The organism is Billgrantia lactosivorans, from assembly GCF_003254665.1.
In the GTDB taxonomy this organism is placed as follows: Bacteria; Pseudomonadota; Gammaproteobacteria; order Pseudomonadales; family Halomonadaceae; genus Halomonas; species Halomonas lactosivorans.
Genome location: NZ_QHGY01000015.1, coordinates 16,027 through 37,939, shown reverse-complemented (window position 1 = coordinate 37,939; position 21,913 = coordinate 16,027). Strand labels below are relative to the sequence as shown.

Below are 21,913 nucleotides of genomic sequence, written 5' to 3'. Positions count from 1 at the left end.
CGGCCAGGCGGTGAGTGAAGGCTCACTCGCCGGGCAGCAGCCGCTGCAGCCCGGCGAGGGTACGCGCCAGGGCACCGCGATTGGCCGCGACCACTGCCAGGCCGGCCTCGGCCAGCCGGTGCCGCTCCGCCTCGTCGAGGAACAGCGTGACCAGGGTATCGGCCAGGGCGGCGCTGTCGGCCACCTCGACCAGCGCGCCGCCCTGGCGCAGGGTCTCGGCGATGTCGGCGAAGTTGGCCAGCTCCGGCCCGGTCAGCACCGGCACCCCCATCGCCGCCGGCTCGAGCAGGTTGTGCCCGCCCACCGCCACCAGGCTGCCGCCAACGAAGGCCAGGTCGGCGGCACCGTAGAGCACCAGCAGCTCGCCCATGGTGTCGCCCAGGTAGACCGCGGTGCGCTGGTCGGGCCACTCCTCCAGGGAACGCCGCGCCAGCGTCATGCCGCGTTCGCGGACGAGCTCGGCCACCGCCGCGAAGCGCTGCGGATGGCGCGGCACCAGGATCAGCAGCGCATCGGCGTAATGCTGGCGCAGGCGGGCATGGGCCTCCAGCAGCAGCTGATCCTCGCCGGGGTGGGTGGAGCCGGCCACCCACACGGGGCGCGAGCCGAGTCGCGTGCACAGGCGCTTGCTCGCTTCGCTCGTCGCCGGGTCGGGGGTCAGGTCGTACTTGAGCGATCCCACCACGTCGATGCGCGTGACCGGCATGCCCAGCGCGCGGAAGCGTTCGGCATCGCCGCGCGACTTGGCGGCCAGCCAGTCGAGCTGGCCCAGGGCCGCCGCCATCAGCGGCCGCACTCGACGGTAACCGCGGTAGGCGCGTGGCGAAAGGCGCCCGTTGACCACCGCCGTGGGTACGCCGCGGCGGCGACAGGCCGCCAGCAGGTTGGGCCAGAGCTCGGTCTCGAAGAAGATGGCAAGCGCGGGCGACAGCCGCGCGACGAAGCGGCGTGCGGCGCCAGGGAAGTCAAGCGGGACGAAGCCGTGCTGCAGGCGCTCGGCCTGGCCCGCCCGGCGCCTGGAGGCGATCAGCGCGTGCACCCGTTCGGCGCCGGTCGCGGTCATGGTGGTCACCACCAGATGATGTCGCGGATACGCCGCCAGCAGCGCCTCGATCAAGGGACGCGCGGCCTGTACCTCGCCCACCGAGGCGCAGTGCAGCCACAGCCGGGGCACCCCGGCGGGCGGGCGCGGCAGCAGCCCGAGCCGCTCCCGGCGCAGGTTAGTGAGCGCATGCTCACGCCATACCCGCCGCCACAGCAGAGGCGAGAGCAGGTAGAGCGCAGCCGAATAGAGCCAGCGGGGCCAGCGGCGGATGACCGCTGGCATCAGCTTTCGCGGTCGAGGATGGTGGCGATCATGGCGGTGGTGGAGACGCCGTCCTCGAAGCCCAGCACCTTCACCTCGCCCCCGGCGGCCCGCACTGCCTCGCCGCCGGCGATCTCCTCCACGCGGTAGTCGCCGCCCTTGACCAGCACGTCGGGCAGCACCGCCTCGATCAGGCGCTGGGGGGTGTCCTCGCTGAAGGGCACCACCCAGTCCACCGCGCCGAGGCCGGCCAGCACCTGCATGCGCCGCGCCAGCGGGTTGATCGGGCGCCTGGGGCCCTTGAGCCGGCCGATGGAGGCGTCGTCGTTGACCGCGACCACCAGCCGGTCGCCGAGCTGGCGGGCGTGCTCCAGGTAGGCCACGTGACCGGCGTGGAGAATGTCGAAGCAGCCGTTGGTCATCACCACCCGCTCGCCGCGCAACTGGGCGGCGCGCACCGCCTCGATCAGCGGCGCCTCGTCGATGACGCCGAACTCGGCCAGCTTGTCGCCGTGCACCGCGGTGTAGAGCTCGGCGATCGACAGCGTGGCGGTGCCGGGCTTGGCGACCACCAGGCCGGCCGCCAGGTTGGCCAGGGTCATGGCCTCGGGGAAGCCGTGGCCGGCCGCCAGCGCCAGCCCCAGCACGCCGATCACGGTGTCGCCGGCACCGGTGACGTCGAACACCTCGCGCGCCCGGGTCGGCAGATGCAGCGGCTCATGGTCGCCGCGGATCAGCGTCATGCCCTTCTCGCTGCGGGTGATCAGCAGCGCCTCCAGCTCGAGCTCGGCGCACAGCGCCGCGCCCTTGGCGGCCAGCTCGTCGTCGCTACGACAGTGGCCGACCACCGCCTCGAACTCGGCCAGGTTGGGGGTGATCACGCTGGCGCCGCGGTATTTGCCGAAGTCGCTGCCCTTGGGGTCGATCAGCACCCGCTTGCCGGCGCCGCGCACCAGCGCGATCAGTTCCTCGACCCGGTTGAGGGTGCCCTTGCCGTAGTCGGAGAGGATGACCAGATCGCAGTCGGCGAGGCCCTGCTCGACCCGTGCCAACAGCCCGTGGGTATCGAGACCCTCCAGCCCCTCCTCGAAGTCGAGCCGGATCAGCTGCTGGTTGCGGCTCATCACGCGCAGCTTGGTGATGGTGGGAATCCCGGGGCTGCTCTCGAAATAGGTGTCGACGCCGGCGGCGGTCATGCGCTCGACCAGCCGGCGGGCGTTGTCGTCGTCGCCGACCATGCCGCTGAGCGCGGCATGGGCCCCCAGCGAGGCGATGTTGAGCGCCACGTTGGCCGCTCCGCCGGGGCGATCCTCGCTCTCCTCCACCCGCACCACCGGCACCGGCGCCTCCGGGGAGATACGCGAGGTGGCGCCCTGCCAGTAGCGGTCGAGCATGACGTCGCCCACCACCAGCACATGCGCCTGCTCCAGCGCGGTCAGGTCAAGCTTCATCGTGTCGTTCCTCCTGCTGGCGTTCGTTCGGCCGTGTCAGCAGCGCATCGAGCTTGCCGATCACGTCCTCGCTGCGGATCAGCGTCATGGCATCGGCGTGGCGCACGCGCTGGCCCCAGGCGATCTCGTCGGGCTCGCGGTGCAGGTAGGCGCGCACCGCCTCGGGATAGCGGTTGACCACGTAATCGCGCCATTGATAGGGCGCCGCGCGATCGGGGTTGGTGGTGGCGAACAGCCCGACCACCGGCGTGCCCATGGCGTTGCCCATGTGCACCGGGCCGGAGTCGGGGGCGATCACCACCCGGGCGCGAGCGATCAACGCCAGCAGCCCCTTGAGCGAGGTGGCGCCGATGGCATCGATCACCGCCTCCGGACGGCTGAGCGCGACGATGCGCTCGCCCATTTCCCGCTCCAGCGTGCTGCCACCGCCGCTGAGCACCGTCTTCAGGCCATACTGGCTCCAGGCATGCTCGACGACGGCGGCGTAGCCCTCTGCCGACCAGTTGCGGAAATTGCGCAGTCGCGGGTTGGCGCAGGGGCTCATCAGGACATAAGGGGCTTCGCCGGTCAGGGCGGCAGCCTCCTCGTGGGCCTCGGGCGGCACCGGCAGGTCCCACTCGAGCGACAGGTCCTCGACTCCCAGCAGGCGGGCGAAGTCGAGGAACGACTCCAGCACGTGGGCGCGCGGATGCGGCGCCAGCTGGCGGTGGGTGAACCAGTGCTGGGCGTCCTTGGCCCGCGCCTTGTCGTAGCCTACCCGTACCTGGGCCTTGAGCCCCAGCGAGAGCACGCTGGCCCGCAGCGCCTGCTGCATGTGCAGCAGTATGTCGAAGCGGGTGTCGGCCAGCTCGCGCCACAGCCGGCGCATGCCGGCCAGCCCCGTGGCCTTGTCGTAGACGACGAATTCGACCCCCGACAGGCCAGCCAGTAGACTGTGTTCCGCCTTGCCGATGATCCAGGTGATGCGCGTGTCGGGCCACTGGCGCTGCAGGGCGCGTACGGTGGGTACCAGGTTGCACACGTCACCGAGGGCGGAGAGTCGCAGCACGGCGATATGGCGCGGTTGGGCAGGCAGAGGATGCTTCATGCACTTGGCAACATGTCGGACGGGAAGGGTTTTCATTCTATATGATGCGGACAGTGTATGTGACGCCGAGCTGGCGCCACAAATCGGCCCGCCGCTGTTCGACCCCCGCCAATGGCGCCAGGCCGGGCGCGTGGTGGGCGAGGCCCCGGGGCGCGGCAGCAGCCTTTTCCTCGATGCCGGGGGCGAGCAGTGGGTGCTGCGCCCCTACCGCCGTGGCGGGCTGGCTGCACGGATCAGCACGACACGCTACCTGTGGACGGGGCTCGAGCGCACCCGTGCGTTCCGCGAACTGCGCCTCACCGCCCGCCTCCACGAACGCGGACTGCCGGTACCGCGGCCGGTGGCGGCCAGTGTTACCCACCACGGGCTGACCTACACCGCGGCCCTGATCACGGTGCGCATTCCCGGCGCCCGCGCCCTGGCCGAGCGCCTGCCCGGCGTCGAGCCGCTGCTGCTCGAACGGGTCGGCGCCACCGTGCGCCGTTTCCACGACGCCGGGCTCGACCACGTCGACCTCAATGCCCGCAACCTGCTGCTCGATGCTGATGATCGGGTGTGGCTGATCGACCTCGACCGCTGCCGGCTGCGCGCGCCGGGCGCCTGGCCCGAGGCCAACCTCGAGCGCCTCGGTCGCTCGCTGGCGAAGTTCGGCGCCGCCGAGGCCATGGCGGCGATTCGCCGCGGTTACGCCTGACAGTACTCCTCCGTCAGGGCGCGCACGTGCGCCCTGACATCGAACAGAGCCTCGGCCCGTCGCCTGGCGGCCCGACCGAGCCGTCGGCGCAGCGGTGCATCACGGCCCAACGCCGCCATGGCCTCGGCCCACGCGTCGGCCGAGTCCGGGGCGGCGAGGCGTCCGCAGTCGGCGTCGAGCAGCTCGGGAATCGCCCCGCTGTCGGCGCCGACGATCGCCTTGCCGGCCGCCATGGCCTCGACCACGGTCAGGCCGAAGGCCTCGTTGCGCGAGGGCACGCAGACCACATCCAGCGCCTCGAACAGGCGCGGCAGGTCGGCGCGATAGCCGGCGAAGGTCACGTCCGACTCCAGCCCCAGCGCCGTCACGCGCTCCCGCAGGCGCGCCACATAGGCCTCGTCGCTGCCCTCGCGGGTGCTCAGGCCGCCGATCAGCACGCCGTGCCAGGCCAGCTCGGGGGCGCGTTCACGCAGCCGGGCGAGCCCTTCCAGCCACACCTCGTGGCCCTTGCCGTCGGTCAGCCGCCCCGGCAGGCCGATCGCCACCTGATCGGGGGCGACCCCCAGCGCCTGGCGCAGGCCCTCGCGCGCCGCTGGCGTCAGCCGCGCGACATAGGGAGCCAGGTCGATCCCCAGGTAAAGCCGGCGGATGCGCTCGGCAGGCAGCGGAAAAGCCGCCAGGTTGCGCCGGCGCGTCGCCTCGCTGATGGCGAACAGCCGCGTGACACGGCCGTAGGCCCAGCGGTGGTAGGGGTCCTTCTTCGGCCGGGTCACGCCCATGTGGTCGGTGAAGAAGAGCTTGAGGCCCGGGCGCAGGGTCGCCAGCAGCGCTCCCAGGCGCAGGTCGCTGGACTTGTGGCAGTGCAGCACGCCGATGCCGTGACGCTTCAGGTAGGCGAGCACGCGCCCCGCCTGCAGCAGCGCCCTTCCCCGCGAGGCCACCGTCAGCGGGGCGATGCCGCTGGCCGCCAGGCTCTCGGCCACCCGCGAGCCGGCCAGCGCCAGGCCATGGGGCTCCCACCCCTGGCGTTGCAGCTCGGGTATAATCCGCGCAGGATACATTTCGAGGCCGCCCCAGCCATCCGAGAGGCAGATATGCATGACCTTGTGCGACAAGTCTGTCTCCTTCGTGTCGATCAAGCGAGGTTCCGGGAGCCCAGATGACATCTTCTTCTAGCGCGGCCGGCCGCCACGCAACGGACCCACCGCCACACATCCTGGTGGTGCGCAACGACAAGCTCGGCGACTTCATGCTCGCCTGGCCGGCCCTCGCCTGCCTCAAGGCCGGCGCCCCCGAGGCACGGGTCAGCGTGCTGGTGCCGCACTACACGGCGCCACTTGCCCGGTTGTGCCCATGGATCGACGAGGTGATTCTCGACCCCGGTGACCGAGCCGGGAAGGCGGCACAGCGCGAACTGCTCGCCCGGCTGCGCCGCGAGCGCTTCACGGCCATGCTGACGCTGTTCTCCACGCCGCGCGTCGGCTGGCTGGGCTGGCGGGCCGGCATTCCACAGCGCCTGGCCCCCGCCACCAAGTGGGCGCAGCTATTCTACAACCATCGCATCATCCAGCGCAGGTCGCGCTCGGCCAAGCCGGAGTACCTGTACAACGTCGAGCTCGCCGAGGCACTGCTCACCACCCTGGGCCGCTCGCCCCAGCCGCGCCCGGCCCCGCCCTACTGGCCGCTGTCGCCCGGGGCCGTGGCTGCCCAGCGCGAGACGATCGCCAGCGAGCTAGGCCTCGACGCATCGCGCCCGTGGCTGTTCCTGCATGCCGGCAGCGGCGGTTCTGCGGTGAACCTGTCGCCGGCCCGCTACGCCGAACTGGCGGTGGCCGTCGATACGCGGCTGGCGGACGATGCGATCCGCCCGCACTGGCTGCTGACCGCCGGTCCCGGCGAGGAGCCGGTGGCTCGCGAACTGTGTGACAGGCTCGTTTCCCGCGGCCTGGCGGCGGCGCAGCTGACACCACGCCAGAGCCTGGGGGATTTCGCCCTGGCGCTTGCCGCCGCCGACCTGTTGATCGCCGGCTCCACCGGGCCGCTGCACATCGCCGGCTGCCTGAATCGCCCCACGGCGGGCTTCTATCCGGCCCGCCGTTCGGCCACCCCGCTACGCTGGCAGACGTGCAACGATGAAGCGCGCCGCCTCGCTTTCAGCCCGCCAGCAGGGGCCGGCGAGCGCGACATGGCGGCCATCGATCTCGCGCCCGCGGCAAACGCGATCAGTGACCTCGTGCGTCGTCGGGCGGCGGTGAGGTGCGAGTCCTGATCCACAAATCGGCATACTTGGCGAAGGTGGAGTGTGCCGAGAGCAGGGCCAGCAACAGCCCCTGGCGTCCGTCGAGGAATCCCGCACGCAGCAGGTACATGCGCAGGAAGCAGCCCAGCCCATGCACCAGTCCGGCCGCGAGGCTGCCCTGCTTGCCGCGTGCGGCACGCTGCTCGGCCCAGGCCTGGGCGTAGTGGGCCGACTTTTCCAAGTAGTGGCGCAGGTCGCGGTAGGTGTAATGGAGCAGGTCGCCCTGCAGCGCCCTGACCGGCAACCCGCTCGGGTTGTGCAGCTTCTCGTGAACCAGGGCCGCATCGTAGCCCGCCTCGCCCCGGGGATAGAGCCGCGCCACCCGATCGGGATACCAGCCGGAATGACGGATGAAAGCACCGAAGCACCAGGAGAGCCGCGGCAGGGTGTAAATGGCCGATTCGCCCAGCGCCACGGCGGCCCGGATGCTCTCGCGCAGTTCGGGAGTCACCCGCTCGTCGGCATCGATCATCAGGATCCAGTCGCTCTCGACCAGGACCTCGGCGCGCTGACGCTGCACACCGAACCCCTGCCAGTCGGCGTTCACCGTGACCTTGTCGGTGAACTCGCGGGCAATGGCGCAGGTCGTATCCTGACTACCGGCATCCAGCACCACGATCTCGTCGGCCCAGCAGAGCGTCTCCAGGCAGGCACGCAGGTGGGCGGCCTCGTTCTTGACGATCAGTACGGCGGCCAGGGTCATCGACCTCTCCTCGTCGGCTCGGCGGCTGGCCAGTTTACTGCCCCAGCCGCGAGGCCAGCAAACCCGGCCGCGTCTCGTCGACGACACGATTCGTGGTGCAAGTCGAGCCCAGCTTGGTAAGCTGGACGCGAATTCAATGGAAGAACCCACCACATGACGATCCCGTCCAAGCTTCTCGAGCTGGCACGCCCACGATGGCTGTCGCTGCTGATCATCGGGCTCTGCCTCGGCTACGCCTTCACCATACTGGTCCGGGTGCCGCAGTGGCTGCTGCCCCTGCCGGCTTTGGCCTGGCTGGGCTTGGGCGCCGTCTTCCAGTGGGGAGCGCCAGGCCCGGCGTCGCGCCCACCGCCGCCACGCCGGTGGCCCTGGGCGCTGCTGCCCATCGCGCTGTGGGGGCTCTACCTCTATCTCGCGCAGAGCTTCGGCAACGTCGACCTGAGCGCGGTCTTCTTCCACCTGCAGGCGGGCATGGCCGACCATGGCGGGGTCAGCCGCATCGGCGCGGCGTTCTTCTACACCCTCGCCATGGGCGCTCTGCTGGCCTCCTTCACCTGGTTGATCCGCAACGACCATCGCTGGCGCCGCGGCGAACCGCTGCTGGCCATCGTGCTGCTGGCAAGCAACCCGCTGCTGTACGGCATGGGCCAGCGCGGTGCTGCCATCGTCACCAAACCCGGGGCCTGGCTCGAGCGCCAATACGTCGAGCCGGTCCTGCTCGAGACCCCGCGGGACCCGCCCAACCTGCTGCTGCTGTATCTGGAGAGCATCGAGCGCACCTATGCCGATCGCGAGCGCTTCGGCGACGCCTATGCTCCCCTCGACGAGATCGCCGAGGGCGGCCTGGCCTTCGAAGGCGTTCACCAGATCGACAATACCGGCTGGACCATGGCCGGCATGATCGCCAGCCAGTGCGGCACACCGCTGATGCCTGCTGGGCTGCTGCACGATCGCCAGTTCTCGCCGCTGGAGCAGGTGGTGCCCGGCGTCGACTGCCTCGGCGACCTGCTGTCGGCGCAGGGCTATCGGCTTACCTACATGGGTGGTGCCAGCGTCAACTTCGCCGGCAAGGGACTGTTCTACGAAGGCCACGGTTTCGATACCGTCCTCGGGCGCGAGGAGTTGCAGCCCCGGCTCGACGACCCGGAGTACGTCAACAACTGGGGGCTCAACGACGACTCGCTCTATGACTTCGGCCTGGAGGAACTGCGCCGCCTGAACGCCGGGGAGGGTCCCTGGGGCCTGGTCACCCTGTCGCTTTCGGGCCATGCCCCCTACGGCTATCCCGCCCAGGCCTGTCTCGACCGCCAGGGCGAGTTCGACGGCGTCGACATCCTCTTCTCGGTGGAGTGCTCGACCCGGCTGGCACAGGATTTCCTTGCGCGGGCCGAGGCCGAGGGCCTGCTCGACAACACCGTGGTGGTCATTGCCAGCGACCACCTGACCATGCGTGTCTCGGCCTGGGAGCAGCTGATCGAGGGCGAGCGCGACAATACCTTTATCCTGCTGGGGCCCGGGATCCCCCAGGACCGGCAGCGCCGCGAAGCCTCCATGGTGGATGTCTTCCCCACCATCCTCGAGGCGATGGGCTTCACCATCGACTGGCACCGCGCCGGTCTCGGCGTCTCGCTGCTGTCCGACGAGCCGACCCTGCTCGAGGAGCATGGCGAGGAGTTCTTCAACGCCCGCATGCGCGAGGAGATCGTGCTCCAGGAACGCCTCTGGGAGGGGCTGGCCCCTCCCACCCAGGAGCCGGCCCAGGAGTCCCTCGAGCAGGTCGTGGAAACGCCGGAGGATGCCGTCGACGAGGAGCCCACCGGGGTGCAGTAGGCCCGCCTCCTCAGTGGCGTGCGATCAGCGCCGGGGACGCGGCCAGCACGGCGGCCAGGACGCGCTGGGGCGAGAGCTGCACCAGGCAGTTGGTATGCCCCAGCGGGCAGGTCCGCTCGAAGCAGGGCGAACAGTTGAGACCCAGGGTGTGAATCTCGGCATTGTCGCTCAACGGCGGCGTATAGGCCGGTGACGACGAGCCGTAGAGGGCCTGCACGCGGGTCCCCACGGCGGCGGCCACGTGCATCAGGCCCGAATCGTTGGTCACCACCTGACGGCAGTCGGCGAGCAGATCCACCGCATCGGCGAGGCGAGTCTGTCCGCACAGGTTGTGTACCAGCGCCTGGCCCCCGGCGATCGCCTCTCCCGCGGCGACGTCCTTTGGGCCGCCCAGCACCCGCACCTCGTAGCCCTCCGCCACCAGGCGTCCGGCCAGCTCGCGGAAGTGACCCAGGGGCCACTGCTTGGCCGGGCCGTACTCGGCGCCCGGCATCATGCCGATGGCCGGTCGCGAGCTCAGTTCCAGGCGGCGGCGCAGCTCGGCCAGGTTGTCGGCATCGACCCGCAGCTGAGGCCGGGGAATGGCGAAGTCGCCGCGCCGGGCCTCGTCAACCGTCAGGCCCAGCGCGACGAAGCGCTTCACCGTCTGGTCGAGCCGCAACTTGTCCAGCTCGCGCCGGTCGTTGAGCAGGCCATAGCGTTGTTCGCCGGTGAAGCCGATGCGCCGCGGAACGCGCGCCAGGAACGGCACCAGCGCCGACTTCCAGGAGCGCGGCAGCACGATGGCGGTGTCGAAGCGCCCCCGCAGCTGACGCGCCAGGGCGCGCCGGGTGGCCCAGCCGAACTCACCGTGGCCGACGTCCAGCCTGGCCACCTCGTCGACCTCGGCCATGCGCTCGAGGATCGGCTGCGACCAGCCCGGTGCCACCACGCCGATGCGACTTCCCGGCTGGCGCTGCTTGAGGGTCTTCAACAGGCTCTGCGCCATGACCATGTCGCCGACCCAGGAGGGGCCCACGACCAGCACACGGGTATCCGACGCAGCCGCCGCCTGGCTCATCCCCGAGCCTCATCCAGCCATTCGAGGTAGGCCTTGACGCCTTCGGCCACGGTGCGGAACTCGCCGGTGTAGCCGGCCTCGCGCAGGCGCGAGATGTCGGCGCGGGTGTAGCTCTGGTAGCGCCCCTTGAGTTCGTCGGGAAAGTCGATGTACTCGATGCGACCGCGGCCGTGGTAGCCGATCACTGCCTCGCCGATGGCCTTGAACGGCTCGGCGCGGCCGGTGCCGAGGTTGAAGATGCCCGACTTGTCGGGGTTGTCGAGGAACCAGAGATTCACGTCCACCACGTCGCCGACGTAGACGAAGTCGCGGCTCTGCATGCCGGCATCGAAGCCGTCCCAGGCGCCGAACAGACGCAGGTCCTGTCCCGCCGTGACCTGGGTATGGTGGTGGAAGGCCACGCTGGCCATCTTGCCCTTGTGCTGCTCCCGCGGACCGTAGACGTTGAAGTAACGAAAGCCCACCACCTGGCCGGTGAGGTCATCCCAGTGCTGGCGCACGTACTGGTCGAACAGCAGCTTGGAGTAGCCGTAGACGTTGAGCGGCTTCTCGCATTCGGGCTCCTCGCGGAACACCTGGCTGCCGCCGTAGGTGGCCGCCGAGGAGGCATAGAGGAAGGGGATGCCCTGCTGCTGGCAGAAGTGCAGCAGCACCTTGGAATACTCGAAATTGTTGTCGAGCATGAAGCGTCCGTCCCACTCGGTGGTGTCGGAGCAGGCCCCTTCGTGAAAGATCGCCTCGATCGGCGGCAGGCGCGAAGGTTCGCCGCGCAGCACCGCCTCGACGCGGTCACGGAAGTCGTCCTTGTCGAGATAGTCGCCCAGAGTGCAATCCGCCAGGTTGACGAACTTGGTGCCGTCGCGCAGGTCGTCGACGACCAGCACGTCGCTGCGTCCACGCGCATTGAGGGCCTTGACCAGATTCGAGCCGATGAAGCCGGCGCCACCTGTCACTACGATCATTGTGAACCTCGCTGGGGCGCAGCCGCTGCGCCTATAACCGATGTGCCTGTGATTGTATACTTGACGCCTTGTGAATTCATGGCCAACGGTGCTTCCGCAATGACTCCCTCGCCAAACCCGTCGCAGACACTCTCGACATCCCCGGCTCCAGGGTCGACGCCAGACGCGACCACTTTCCAGGGCCTGATACTCTCCCTGCAGCAGTACTGGGCCGAACAGGGCTGCGTGGTGCTCCAGCCGCTGGACATGGAGGTCGGGGCCGGCACCTTCCACCCCGCCACCTTCCTGCGCTCCATCGGCCCCGAGACCTGGAACGCCGCCTATGTGCAGCCCTCCCGGCGCCCGACCGACGGCCGCTATGGCGAGAACCCCAACCGCCTGCAGCACTATTACCAGTTCCAGGTGGTGATGAAGCCTTCCCCGGTCGACCTGCAGGAGCGATTCCTGGGCTCGCTCGAGCGTCTCGGCCTCGACCCGCTGGTGCATGACATTCGCTTCGTCGAGGACAACTGGGAGTCGCCGACCCTGGGTGCCTGGGGGCTCGGCTGGGAGGTATGGCTCAACGGCATGGAGGTGACCCAGTTCACCTACTTCCAGCAGGCGGGCGGCCTGGAGTGCTTCCCGGTCACCGGCGAGCTCACCTACGGCCTCGAGCGCATCGCCATGTACCTGCAGAACGTCGATAGCGTCTACGACCTGGTCTGGACCATCGCGCCGGACGGTTCCCGGGTCACCTACGGCGACGTCTACCTGCAGAACGAGCGGGAGCAGTCGGCCTACAACTTCGAGCATGCCGACGTGCCTGCCCTGTTCGCCGCCTTCGACCACCAGGAGCGCGAGTGTGCCAAGCTGCTCGACGCCAACCTGCCGCTGCCGGCCTACGAGCAGGTGCTCAAGGCCTCGCACACCTTCAACCTGCTGGATGCCCGCCACGCCATCTCGGTGACCGAGCGCCAGCGCTTCATCCTGCGCGTTCGCACCATGGCCCGGGACGTGGCCCATGCCTATTACGCCTCGCGCAAGGCGGCCGGCTTCCCGCTGGCCCCCGAGGAGCTGCGCCGCCAATTGCTGGCCGCGGATACGACCGCCGAACAGGGAGATGCGTGATGGCTACCGAGACCTTTCTGATCGAACTGGGCGTCGAGGAACTGCCGCCGGGCGCCATCGACTCGCTGGCCGACGCGCTGGCCGAGGGGATTCGTCGCGGCCTGGCCGAGGCCGAGGTCAGCTTCGGCGATATTCGCGCCTATGCCACGCCACGCCGCCTGGCGGTGCAGGTGGCCGAACTGGCCGACAAGCAGCCCGACCGTGAGGTCGAACGCCGCGGGCCGGCGCTGGCCGCCGCCTTCAAGGACGGCCAGCCGACCCGAGCCGCCGAAGGTTTCGCCCGCTCCTGCGGGGTCGAGGTGGCCGACCTGATCCACCTCGAAACCGACAAGGGCACCTGGCTGGGTTATCGCGAGCGGCAGCAGGGCGAGGCCACGGTCCGGCTGCTGCCGGCCATCGTCGACCGCGCCATCGCCGCCCTGCCGGTGCCCAAGAACATGCGCTGGGGCGCCTCCCGCATCGAATTCTCGCGCCCCGTGCACTGGCTGGTGATGCTCTACGGCAGCACGGTGGTCGAGGCCGAGTCGCTGGGGCTGAGCGCCGGCCGCACCACCCGTGGCCACCGCTTCCATGCGCCCGAGCCCTTCGAACTGGGGCATGCCGACGACTACCTCGAGGCCCTCGATCGGGCCTGGGTTGTGGCCGACCGCGAGCGGCGCCGCGAGCGCATTCGCGAGCAGGTGCTGGCCGAGGCCGAGGTCCAGGAGGCCCAGGCGGTGATCGACGAAGCCCTGCTCACCGAAGTGAGCGGCCTGGTCGAGTGGCCCGTGGCACTGGCCGGCAGCTTCGACGAGCGTTTCCTCGAGGTCCCCGCCGAGTGCCTGATCTCCTCGATGAAGGCCAACCAGAAGTACTTCCACCTGCTCGACGAGCAGGGGCGCCTCAAGCCGCAGTTCATTACCATCTCCAACATCGACAGCCAGGAGCCGCAGCGGGTCATCGAAGGCAACGAGAAGGTCATTCGCCCACGCCTGGCCGATGCCGCCTTCTTCTACGACACCGACCGCAAGCGGCCGCTGGCAGCGCGCCTCCCCGGGCTTGCCAACGTGGTGTTTCAGCAGCAGCTCGGCACCCTGGCCGACAAGGCGCACCGCAGCGCCGCCGTGGCCGCCTTCATTGCCGGCCGCATCGACGGCGACGTGGGCCTGGCGCGGCGTGCCGCCGAGCTGGCCAAGTGCGACCTGGTGACCGAGATGGTGCTGGAGTTCCCCGAGTTGCAGGGCATCATGGGCCGCTACTATGCCGCTCACGACGGCGAGCCCGCCGAAGTGGCCCAGGCGCTGGAGGAGCAGTACCTGCCCCGCTTCGCCGGCGATGCGATACCGGCGAGCCGCACCGGCCAGGCCCTGGCGCTGGCCGATCGGCTCGACACCCTCACCGGCATCTTCGGTATCGGGCAGCGCCCCAGCGGCACCAAGGACCCCTTCGCCCTGCGCCGTGCCGCCATCGGCGTGCTCAACATCCTGGTCAAGGGTGAGCTGGCACTTGACCTGCGCGAGCTGCTCGAACTCGCCGCTGCCCAGCATCAGGAGCTGCCTTACGCCGAGACGCTCACCGAGGAAGTGCTTGCCTACATGCTCGACCGCTTCCGCGCCTGGGGGCAGGACGAAGGGATTCCCGCCGAGGTCTACCTCGCGGTGCGTGCCCGCCCGGTGACCAGCCCACTCGATTTCGCTCGCCGCCTGCGCGCGGTACATGCCTTCTCCCGTCGCGAGGAGGCCACGGCCCTGGCCGCCGCCAACAAGCGCGTCGCCAATATCCTGGCCAAGCAGGCCGGCGAGACTGCTGAACGAGTCGATGCCGCCCTGCTGCTGGAGCCCGCCGAGCAGGCGCTCAATGACGCCGTGGCGTCCAGCCGCGAGCGCGTCATGCCGCTGTTCGCCGAAGGGCGCTACCGCGAGGCCCTGGACATCCTGGCGGGGCTGCGCGCACCCGTCGATGCCTTCTTCGACGACGTCATGGTCATGGCTGACGACGAGGCCATACGGCGCAATCGCCTGGCCCTGCTGGCCGGCCTGCAGGCGCTGTTCCTCGAGGTGGCTGACATCGCCCTGCTGCAGCAGTAGAGCTCGCCCCCTGTCTCAGCAAGCCGGCCGGCAATTCGCGGCCGGCTTTTTTGTTGTCGCCGATGTTTCACGTGGAACATTGCTCAAGATGCAAGCCTTGGCAGCGCCTGTTTCACGTGAAACACTTTCCTCATTCCCTCGCAGCCCATGGTGCGCCGATGCCAGACGCCAATAGACTCGTCATACTCGACAGGGACGGGGTCATCAACCGGGACTCCGATCACTACATCCGCTCGCTGGACGAGTGGATCCCCTACCCCACCTCCATTGAGGCCATCGCACGCCTGACTCGTGCGGGCTGGACCGTCGCTGTCGCCACCAACCAGTCGGGAATCGCGCGCGGCTATTACGACGAGGCCACGCTGGACTCCATGCACGCCGAACTCCAGCGGCGTGTTGCCAAGGCAGGAGGAACCATCGCGTGCATTGTCTACTGCCCACACGGGCCGCAAGATGGCTGCGACTGTCGCAAGCCACAGCCGGGTCTGCTGGAGAAGATTCGCCGCAAGCTGGGGTTTTCCAGCCTGTCGGGGAGCTGGATGGTCGGTGACAGCCTGCGCGATCTCGAGGCCGGCAGGCCCCTGGGCTGTCGCCCGGTGCTGGTGCGCACCGGCAAGGGCAGGCGGACCGAGGCCGCGGGAAAAGGTCTCGCCGATGCGCTCATCTTCGATGACCTGGCCGCCTTCGTCGATTGGCTGCTGCACGTTGACTGATGGAGCGGCACCAAAAAGAGAAAACCGACCCATGGCAGGTCGGTTTTCTTTGGGAATCAATTGCTTTCCTTCCCGGCGCGACGTTTCACGTGAAACATCGCGGCGAGTGGCACGAGGCTAGACGTCCAGGTTGGCAACCAGCGCATTGCTCTCGATGAAGGCTCGACGCGGCTCGACCTCATCGCCCATCAGCGTGTTGAACATCATGTCGGCGGCCACGGCATCCTCGATCGATACCCTCAGCAGGCGTCGTGTCTCGGGGTCCATGGTCGTTTCCCATAGCTGGTCCGGATTCATCTCGCCCAGCCCCTTGTAGCGCTGTACCGAAAGCCCGCGCTGAGCCTCGCCCATCAACCACTCTAGCGCCTGGTAGAAGGTGCTGACCGCCTTCTTGCGCTCGCCGCGAGCGATGTAGGCGCCCTCCTCGAGCAGGCCGTCCAGGGTCTCGCCCAGTGCTGCCATGGCGCGATAGTCCGCGCTGGTGAAGAAGTCGATGCCCCAGACGTAATCGGAACTGACGCCATGCGCAGTCAGCGTGACCGCCGGCAGGTACAGCTCGCGCTCGGCGTCCTCCTCCAGGCGGAAGGTGTAGCGTGGGCCGCCTTCGTAGGCCACCAGCGCGTCCATCTCTTCCTGCAGGTAGGCAATCCAGTTCTGCATGGTAACGCGGTCCTTGAGGCTCGCCTCGCCTTCGAGGCGCGCCGCGTGCACCACCTTGCGCAGTACTTCGTTGGGATAGACGCGCGACAGGCGGTCGATGCGCTTCATCACGTCGCGGTATTGCCCCACCAGCGATTCGAGCTGCGCCCCGGTGACCGGCGGCGCCTCCGGGTTGACGTAGAGCCTGGCCCCATCCATGGCCGTGGTGGTCAGGTAGTCGATCAGTGCCTGCTCATCCTTGAGGTAGGTTTCCTGCTTGCCGCGCTTGATCTTGTAGAGTGGCGGCTGGGCGATGAAGACGTGGCCGCGCTCGATCAGCTGCGACATCTGGCGGAAGAAGAAGGTCAGCAGCAGGGTACGGATGTGCGAACCGTCGACGTCCGCGTCGGTCATGATGATGATCGAGTGGTAGCGCAGCTTGTCGGGGTTGAACTCCTCGCGGCCGATGCCGCAGCCCAGCGCCGTGATCAACGTGCCCACCTCGGCGGAGGAGAGCATCTTGTCGAAGCGCGCCTTCTCGACGTTGAGGATCTTGCCCTTGAGCGGCAGGATCGCCTGGGTACGGCGATCACGGCCCTGCTTGGCACTGCCACCGGCCGAGTCGCCCTCCACCAGGAACAGTTCGGAGAGGCTCGGGTCCTTCTCCTGGCAGTCGGCAAGCTTGCCCGGCAGGCCGGCGATGTCCAGCGCCCCCTTGCGGCGGGTCATGTCGCGGGCCTTGCGCGCCGCCTCGCGAGCACGCGCGGCGTCGAGCATCTTGTTGACGATCGACCTGGCATCGTTGGGATTCTCGATCAGGTAGTCCGAGAACAGCCGGCCCATCTCCTGCTCCACTGCCGTCTTCACCTCGGAGGAAACCAGCTTGTCCTTGGTCTGCGAGGAGAACTTGGGATCCGGCACCTTCACCGAGATGATCGCCGTCAGCCCTTCGCGGGCATCGTCGCCCGAGGTCGCCACCTTGGTTTTCTTGAGCAGCCCCTCGGACTCGATGTAGCCGTTGAGCGTGCGGGTCAACGCGGCACGGAAGCCGGCCAGGTGCGTGCCCCCGTCGCGCTGCGGTATGTTGTTGGTATAGCAGAAGATATTTTCGGCGAAAGAGTCGCTCCACTGCATCGCCACCTCGACCACGACGCCGTCCTCGCGCTCGGACTCGAAGTGGAATACCGGGTTGAGCACGGTCTTGTTGCTGTTGAGGTGATCGACGAAGGCCTTGAGGCCACCTTCGTAGTGAAACAGCTCCTCCTTGCCGCTGCGCTCGTCGATCAAGCGAATCGCCACGCCGGAGTTGAGGAACGAGAGCTCACGCAGCCGCTTGGCGAGGATATCGTAGTGGAACTCGATATTGGCAAAGGTCCCGGAGGAGGGCTTGAAGTGCACTCGCGTCCCGGTCTTCTCGGTCTTGCCCACCACTCCCAGCGGCGCATCGGGCACACCGTGCCGGTAGATCTGCTCGTAGACCTGGCCAGCGCGCCAGATGGTCAGCTTGAGCTCCTCCGAGAGGGCGTTGACCACCGATACCCCGACGCCGTGCAGACCTCCCGACACCTTGTAGGAGTTGTCGTCAAACTTGCCCCCGGCATGAAGCACCGTCATGATCACTTCCGCTGCCGAAACGCCCTCTCCCTCATGCAGGTCGGTCGGTATGCCGCGGCCGTTGTCGCTGACGGTAATGGATTCGTCGGGGTGGATGACGACGCGTATTTCGCTGCAGTATCCGGCCAGGGCTTCATCGATGGAGTTGTCCACCAGCTCGAACACCATATGGTGCAGTCCAGTCCCGTCATCGGTATCACCGATGTACATGCCGGGACGCTTGCGCACGGCATCCAGCCCCTTGAGGACCTTGATGCTCGATGAGTCGTAAGCTTGTTCGCTCATTGACTACTCCGTCGTGAAGTCTATCTGTGCCTGTGGCACTAGCTGCCCTGTTCCGGATGCTGACTGTTTCACGTGAAACACCGCAAGGGGCGTGTGAGATTGCCAAGGCCCCACCAGGGCGTCGTGTTCGACACCGGTGATGAAGGCCTGGCAGCGCATGGACTCGAGCAGACGGCAGAAGACGCGTCGATGCTCGGCATCAAGCTCCGCCGGCAGGTCGTCGACCAGGTAGAGACAGCCATGTCCGGTCATCCGCTCCAGCAGTCGCCCCTGTGCCAGCTTGAGGGCGCTTACCACCAGCTTCTGCTGCCCCCGGGACAGCACCTCGACGGCCGCCCGGCGGCCGAGCCGGATACGCAGGTCGGCGCGCTGCGGCCCATGCTGGGTGAAGCCCATCAGCTGATCCGTTGCCCGGTTCCCTTCCAGCACCTCCCGCAACGGGCGCTGCTTGTCCCAGCCGCGGGAGTAGCGAAGGCTCAGTTCGGGCAGGTCGAGCAGGCCGCCCAGGGTCTCCTCGAATACGGGTACGAAGCTGGCCATCCACTCGCGTCGCAGGGCATCGACCCGCTCGCCCCACACGGCCAGCTCCTGCTCCCAGGCGGCCAGACCATTGGCATCCATTCTACCATGCCTGAGGAGTGCATTCCGATGCTTCAGCGCGCGCTTGGCACGGCGCCAGGCATCGTAGAAGTCGTGTTTCACGTGAAACACTCCCCAATCGAGAAACTCGCGTCGCCCGGCTGGCGACCCCTCGAGCAGGCGAAAGGCATCGGGGTTGACCAGCTGAAGAGGCAGCGCCTCGATCAGCCTCGCCAGTCGAGACACCCGCTCGCCCGCCATGCGGATCTCCAGCTCGGCGGCGTCGCGCGCCCGACGAACGCCGACGGGAAGGGCGGGCTCGCCGCAGAGGCGGGCAAACAGCGTCATCTCGTCGGCGTCATGGGTGATGGCATGCTTGAGCTGTCGGGTGCGGAAGGAGCGCCCCATGCCGAGGATGTGCAGCCCCTCGAGCAGGCTGGTCTTGCCGCTACCGTTGCGCCCCACGATCAGGTTGATCCCCGGGGCCGGCGTGAAGTCGAGGGTCCCGAGGTTGCGCAGGCCGCTGAAGGCGAGACGATCGATCAACATGCGGTATGGCACGGCGCTGGACGCCACCCGGCCGCGCCGTGGCGTGGACGGGTGGGCAGAGGCAAGGCCAGGATGAGGCCTGCCTCAAAGACGCATCGGCATGACGACATATAGCGCATCGCCCCCGCCGGGCTCCTCCATCAGGGCGCTGCTGTTCGAGTCGGCGAGCGTCATCTGCACCCGGTCTTCACCAATAACGTTAAGCACATCAATAAGATAGCCAACATTGAAGCCGATTTCCAGGGCGTCGCCACCGTACTCGACCGCCACGTTTTCCTCGGCCTCCTCCTGCTCGGGATTGTTTGCCATCACCTGCAGGTTACCCTCCTGCAGGTGCAGTCGAACGCCGCGATACTTCTCGTTGGAGAGAATCGAGGTGCGTGAGAGCACCTGGCGCAGCTCCGCACGTTCGGCAATGAAGACCTTGTCACCGCCGCGCGGCACCACGCGCTCGTAGTCGGGGAACTTGCCATCGACCAGCTTCGAGGTGAAGGTGAAATCGCCGGTATGGGCACGCACGTGGCTGGCGCTGAGCGTCAGTGTCACCGGTTCATCGCTGTCGTCGAGCAGCCGCACCAGCTCGAGCACGCCCTTGCGCGGCACGATCAGCTTGCGCGCCGGCTCCACCTGGATCTCGGCCGGGCGGGAGCACACGGCCAGCCGGTGCCCGTCGGTCGCGACGGTGCGCACCAGATTGGAGCGCAGCTCGAGGAGCATGCCGTTGAGGTAGTAGCGCACGTCCTGCTGGGCCATGGCGAAAGAGGTGGCATCGATGAGGTGCTTGAGCGTGCCGCGTGGCAGGCTGAGCTCGACGTCGCCGGCGCTGTCCTCGATGTTGGGGAACTCGGCGACCGGCAGGGTCGAGAGGGTGAAGCGGGAACGGCCGCTGCGCAGCACGGCGCGCCCCTCCTCCAGGCTGAACTGGAGCTCGGCCTGGTCGGGCAGCGACTTGCAGATGTCCATCAGCTTGCGGGCCGGCACGGTGACGGCACCGGGCACCTCGACCTGGGACGCCGCCGTGCGCCCGATCAGTTCGACCTCGAGGTCGGTACCGGTCAGGGCCACCTGCTCCTGGTCGACCTGAATCAATACGTTGGACAGCACCGGCAGGGTCTGGCGACGCTCCACCACGCCAGCCACCAGTGCCAGCGGCCGTAGCAGCGCTTCGCGGGTAATGGAAAATCTCATGTCGGCTCCACGTCTCGTCCTGTAGATGGGTGTCGGGCGTCGGTAGCGGGCGTCCCGCCGATTCTGCGTCAGCTGGTCAGCAGCCGCAGCAGGTTCTTGTAATCCTCGCGGATATCCGCGCTCTCCTCCTGCAAAGCCTGCACCTTGCGGCAGGCATGCAGCACCGTGGTGTGGTCGCGGCCACCGAAGGCATCGCCGATCTCCGGCAGGCTGTGATTGGTCAGCTCCTTGGCCAGCGCCATGGCCACCTGACGCGGCCGCGCCACCGAGCGCGAGCGACGCTTGGAGAGCAGGTCGGCGAGCTTGATCTTGTAGTACTCGGCAACGGTACGCTGAATGTTGTCCACTCCCACCTGCTTGTCCTGCAGCGCCAGCAGGTCCTTCAGCGACTCGCGAATGAAGTCCTGGGTGATCGGCTTGCCCATGAAGTGGGAGTCGGCGATGACCTTCTTCAGCGCCCCCTCAAGTTCACGCACGTTGGAGCGGATCTTCTGGGCAATGAAGAAGGCGGCATCATGGGGCAGGTCCACCTTGGCCTGGTCGGCCTTCTTCATCAGGATCGCCACCCGGGTCTCGAGCTCAGGAGGCTCGATGGCCACGGTCAGCCCCCAGCCGAAGCGGGACTTGAGGCGCTCCTCCACGCCGCTGATCTCCTTGGGATAGCGATCCGAGGTGAGAATCATCTGCTGGCCACCCTCGAGCAGGGCGTTGAAGGTATGGAAGAACTCCTCCTGGGAGCGCTCCTTGCCGGCGAAGAACTGGATATCGTCGATCAGCAGCGCGTCGACGCTGCGATAGAAGCGCTTGAAGTCGTTGATGGCGTTGAGCTGCAGCGCCTTGACCATATCGGCCACGAAACGCTCGGAGTGCAGGTAGACGACGCGGGCGTTCTCGCGCCGAGCCGCCAGGGCGTTGCCGACCGCATGCATCAGGTGGGTCTTGCCCAGCCCTACGCCGCCATACAGGAACAGCGGGTTGTAGGCGCCTCCCGGGTTCTCGGAGACCTGCCGCGAGGCGGCGCGTGCCAGCTGGTTGGACTTGCCCTCGACGAAGGTCTCGAAGGTGAAGCTGGGGTTGAGCCCGCTGTTGTGCTTGAGGCTGCCTTCGACCTGCACCTCACGGTCGCCGCCGGAGCGACGCGGCGCACCGCCTTCCTCGCGCAGCTGGTCGATCTCGCGTTCGTCGCCGATGTCGCCTCGCGGCGGCACCTGCACGGCCGGCGCCAAGGGAGAGTGGGGGTTGGCCGAGACCGGGGCGCCCAGGTCGCGGGGCTGCGGCTTGACCGCCGCCTTGCGGCTACCCACCGTCAACACCACCCGCGGCGGCTTGGCTGGCGCCAGGTCCCGAAGCAGCTCATTGATGCGCTTGGCATACTTGTCGCCGACCCAGTCGCGAACGAAGCGATTGGGCGCCAGCAGGCGCAGCTCGTTGGCTTCACCCTCTTCGGCTTGAAGGGGGCGAATCCAGGTGTTGAACTGCTGTGCGTTCAGCTCGTCCTGCAGGTAATCCAGACACTGTTGCCAGAGAGCAAGAGACACTCGACCTCACCATACCCGTTGATGCATGACCGGCCATTGTATCCTTCGCCCGGCGGGTTATCCACACGCGGTTCGACAGCGCAAACGCCTGTGGAAAAACGCCTGCGGGAAGGAGGCTCGCCTGCCGTCGACCGGCCACGCGCTCGCCCTCCGGGCGGCCCGGTTGCGAAACGTTTTTCCACACCTATGGGCACCCTTTATCTCCTTGATTAATAATTAAAGCTCCAACTTATCAACAGAAGC

General features: G+C 68.0%; 17 protein-coding genes. 6 read left to right on the top strand and 11 right to left on the bottom strand.

The features are described from left to right. Positions 1-22 precede the first annotated feature (22 nt). From waaA to DIS04_RS18565, 3 genes are read right to left on the bottom strand one after another with little or no spacing between them, the layout of a single operon-like run. Positions 23-1,327: a lipid IV(A) 3-deoxy-D-manno-octulosonic acid transferase gene (gene waaA, locus DIS04_RS18575; RefSeq protein WP_111415280.1), complete on the bottom strand. Its 1,305-nt coding sequence runs from the start codon at positions 1,325-1,327 to the stop codon at positions 23-25. Beyond that, positions 1,327-2,757 (bottom strand): bifunctional D-glycero-beta-D-manno-heptose-7-phosphate kinase/D-glycero-beta-D-manno-heptose 1-phosphate adenylyltransferase HldE, encoded by a 1,431-nt coding sequence (gene hldE, locus DIS04_RS18570; RefSeq protein ID WP_111415279.1) that lies wholly within the window; start codon positions 2,755-2,757, stop codon positions 1,327-1,329. Before hldE ends, waaA begins: the two co-directional genes overlap by 1 nt. Continuing rightward, on the bottom strand, positions 2,747-3,844 hold the full coding sequence (locus DIS04_RS18565) for a glycosyltransferase family 9 protein (protein WP_111415278.1): 1,098 nt from the start codon (positions 3,842-3,844) through the stop codon (positions 2,747-2,749). Before DIS04_RS18565 ends, hldE begins: the two co-directional genes overlap by 11 nt. Here DIS04_RS18565 and DIS04_RS18560 point away from each other — a divergent pair. Beyond that, on the top strand, positions 3,843-4,538 hold the full coding sequence (locus tag DIS04_RS18560; RefSeq protein WP_111415277.1) for a 3-deoxy-D-manno-octulosonic acid kinase: 696 nt from the start codon (positions 3,843-3,845) through the stop codon (positions 4,536-4,538). The two genes, DIS04_RS18565 and DIS04_RS18560, sit on opposite strands and share 2 nt — an antisense overlap. On the opposite strand, the gene DIS04_RS18555 is transcribed toward DIS04_RS18560, so the two are convergent. Beyond that, on the bottom strand, positions 4,529-5,653 hold the full coding sequence (locus DIS04_RS18555) for a glycosyltransferase (protein WP_245904612.1): 1,125 nt from the start codon (positions 5,651-5,653) through the stop codon (positions 4,529-4,531). The two genes, DIS04_RS18560 and DIS04_RS18555, sit on opposite strands and share 10 nt — an antisense overlap. Positions 5,654-5,697: 44 nt before the next feature. Here DIS04_RS18555 and DIS04_RS18550 point away from each other — a divergent pair, with 44 nt between their 5' ends. Beyond that, positions 5,698-6,807, top strand: a complete 1,110-nt coding sequence (locus DIS04_RS18550) for a glycosyltransferase family 9 protein (RefSeq protein ID WP_111415276.1) — start codon at positions 5,698-5,700, stop codon at positions 6,805-6,807. On the opposite strand, the gene DIS04_RS18545 is transcribed toward DIS04_RS18550, so the two are convergent. Continuing rightward, positions 6,761-7,540 (bottom strand): glycosyltransferase family 2 protein, encoded by a 780-nt coding sequence (locus DIS04_RS18545; protein ID WP_111415275.1) that lies wholly within the window; start codon positions 7,538-7,540, stop codon positions 6,761-6,763. The genes DIS04_RS18550 and DIS04_RS18545 overlap by 47 nt on opposite strands. A gap of 153 nt (positions 7,541-7,693) precedes the next feature. Between DIS04_RS18545 and DIS04_RS18540 the strand changes: the two genes are divergently transcribed. After that, positions 7,694-9,370 (top strand): sulfatase-like hydrolase/transferase, encoded by a 1,677-nt coding sequence (locus DIS04_RS18540; protein WP_111415274.1) that lies wholly within the window; start codon positions 7,694-7,696, stop codon positions 9,368-9,370. A 10-nt stretch (positions 9,371-9,380) separates the two neighbouring features. Here the strand turns inward: DIS04_RS18540 and waaF are convergent, their stop codons facing one another. Beyond that, positions 9,381-10,430 (bottom strand): lipopolysaccharide heptosyltransferase II, encoded by a 1,050-nt coding sequence (waaF, locus tag DIS04_RS18535; protein WP_111415273.1) that lies wholly within the window; start codon positions 10,428-10,430, stop codon positions 9,381-9,383. Continuing rightward, positions 10,427-11,392 carry an ADP-glyceromanno-heptose 6-epimerase gene (gene rfaD, locus DIS04_RS18530; RefSeq protein ID WP_111415272.1) on the bottom strand — a complete coding sequence of 322 codons (966 nt, stop codon included), beginning with the start codon at positions 11,390-11,392 and terminating at the stop codon, positions 10,427-10,429. Before rfaD ends, waaF begins: the two co-directional genes overlap by 4 nt. A gap of 99 nt (positions 11,393-11,491) precedes the next feature. On the opposite strand from rfaD, the gene glyQ reads away from it, so the two are divergent. From glyQ to gmhB, 3 genes are all read left to right on the top strand, one after another. After that, positions 11,492-12,499: a glycine--tRNA ligase subunit alpha gene (gene glyQ / locus DIS04_RS18525; RefSeq protein ID WP_111415271.1), complete on the top strand. Its 1,008-nt coding sequence runs from the start codon at positions 11,492-11,494 to the stop codon at positions 12,497-12,499. Beyond that, the gene (gene glyS / locus DIS04_RS18520) at positions 12,499-14,565 is read left to right on the top strand and encodes a glycine--tRNA ligase subunit beta (RefSeq protein ID WP_111415270.1); all 2,067 of its coding nucleotides are present in this window, start codon (positions 12,499-12,501) and stop codon (positions 14,563-14,565) included. The genes glyQ and glyS overlap by 1 nt, the downstream gene beginning before the upstream one ends. A 158-nt stretch (positions 14,566-14,723) precedes the next feature. Continuing rightward, complete coding sequence (gmhB, locus tag DIS04_RS18515; RefSeq protein ID WP_111415269.1) at positions 14,724-15,278, top strand: D-glycero-beta-D-manno-heptose 1,7-bisphosphate 7-phosphatase; 555 nt, start codon at positions 14,724-14,726, stop codon at positions 15,276-15,278. A gap of 117 nt (positions 15,279-15,395) precedes the next feature. Here the strand turns inward: gmhB and gyrB are convergent, their stop codons facing one another. From gyrB to dnaA, 4 genes are all read right to left on the bottom strand, one after another. Further along, a complete protein-coding gene (gyrB, locus tag DIS04_RS18510; RefSeq protein ID WP_111415268.1) occupies positions 15,396-17,816 on the bottom strand; it encodes a DNA topoisomerase (ATP-hydrolyzing) subunit B in 2,421 nt (806 codons plus the stop codon). A 3-nt stretch (positions 17,817-17,819) separates the two neighbouring features. Next, positions 17,820-18,944: a DNA replication/repair protein RecF gene (recF, locus tag DIS04_RS18505; RefSeq protein ID WP_111415267.1), complete on the bottom strand. Its 1,125-nt coding sequence runs from the start codon at positions 18,942-18,944 to the stop codon at positions 17,820-17,822. Positions 18,945-19,028: 84 nt separating this feature from the next. Next, entirely contained in the window at positions 19,029-20,132 is a 1,104-nt protein-coding gene (gene dnaN, locus DIS04_RS18500; protein ID WP_111415266.1) for a DNA polymerase III subunit beta, read from the bottom strand. A gap of 68 nt (positions 20,133-20,200) precedes the next feature. Continuing rightward, on the bottom strand, positions 20,201-21,670 hold the full coding sequence (dnaA, locus tag DIS04_RS18495) for a chromosomal replication initiator protein DnaA (protein WP_111415265.1): 1,470 nt from the start codon (positions 21,668-21,670) through the stop codon (positions 20,201-20,203). Positions 21,671-21,913 lie beyond the last annotated feature (243 nt).

What these genes read in the sequence shown, in the direction of transcription:
- recF (WP_111415267.1), bottom strand. Translation starts at nt 18,944, where the DNA reads ATGTTGATCGATCGTCTCGCCTTCAGCGGCCTGCGCAACCTCGGGACC.
- waaA (WP_111415280.1), bottom strand. Translation starts at nt 1,327, where the DNA reads ATGCCAGCGGTCATCCGCCGCTGGCCCCGCTGGCTCTATTCGGCTGCG.
- DIS04_RS18540 (WP_111415274.1), top strand. Translation starts at nt 7,694, where the DNA reads ATGACGATCCCGTCCAAGCTTCTCGAGCTGGCACGCCCACGATGGCTG.
- DIS04_RS18560 (WP_111415277.1), top strand. Translation starts at nt 3,843, where the DNA reads ATGCACTTGGCAACATGTCGGACGGGAAGGGTTTTCATTCTATATGAT.
- DIS04_RS18550 (WP_111415276.1), top strand. Translation starts at nt 5,698, where the DNA reads ATGACATCTTCTTCTAGCGCGGCCGGCCGCCACGCAACGGACCCACCG.
- dnaN (WP_111415266.1), bottom strand. Translation starts at nt 20,132, where the DNA reads ATGAGATTTTCCATTACCCGCGAAGCGCTGCTACGGCCGCTGGCACTG.
- hldE (WP_111415279.1), bottom strand. Translation starts at nt 2,757, where the DNA reads ATGAAGCTTGACCTGACCGCGCTGGAGCAGGCGCATGTGCTGGTGGTG.
- glyS (WP_111415270.1), top strand. Translation starts at nt 12,499, where the DNA reads ATGGCTACCGAGACCTTTCTGATCGAACTGGGCGTCGAGGAACTGCCG.
- DIS04_RS18565 (WP_111415278.1), bottom strand. Translation starts at nt 3,844, where the DNA reads ATGAAGCATCCTCTGCCTGCCCAACCGCGCCATATCGCCGTGCTGCGA.
- waaF (WP_111415273.1), bottom strand. Translation starts at nt 10,430, where the DNA reads ATGAGCCAGGCGGCGGCTGCGTCGGATACCCGTGTGCTGGTCGTGGGC.
- DIS04_RS18545 (WP_111415275.1), bottom strand. Translation starts at nt 7,540, where the DNA reads ATGACCCTGGCCGCCGTACTGATCGTCAAGAACGAGGCCGCCCACCTG.
- gyrB (WP_111415268.1), bottom strand. Translation starts at nt 17,816, where the DNA reads ATGAGCGAACAAGCTTACGACTCATCGAGCATCAAGGTCCTCAAGGGG.
- glyQ (WP_111415271.1), top strand. Translation starts at nt 11,492, where the DNA reads ATGACTCCCTCGCCAAACCCGTCGCAGACACTCTCGACATCCCCGGCT.
- gmhB (WP_111415269.1), top strand. Translation starts at nt 14,724, where the DNA reads ATGCCAGACGCCAATAGACTCGTCATACTCGACAGGGACGGGGTCATC.
- rfaD (WP_111415272.1), bottom strand. Translation starts at nt 11,392, where the DNA reads ATGATCGTAGTGACAGGTGGCGCCGGCTTCATCGGCTCGAATCTGGTC.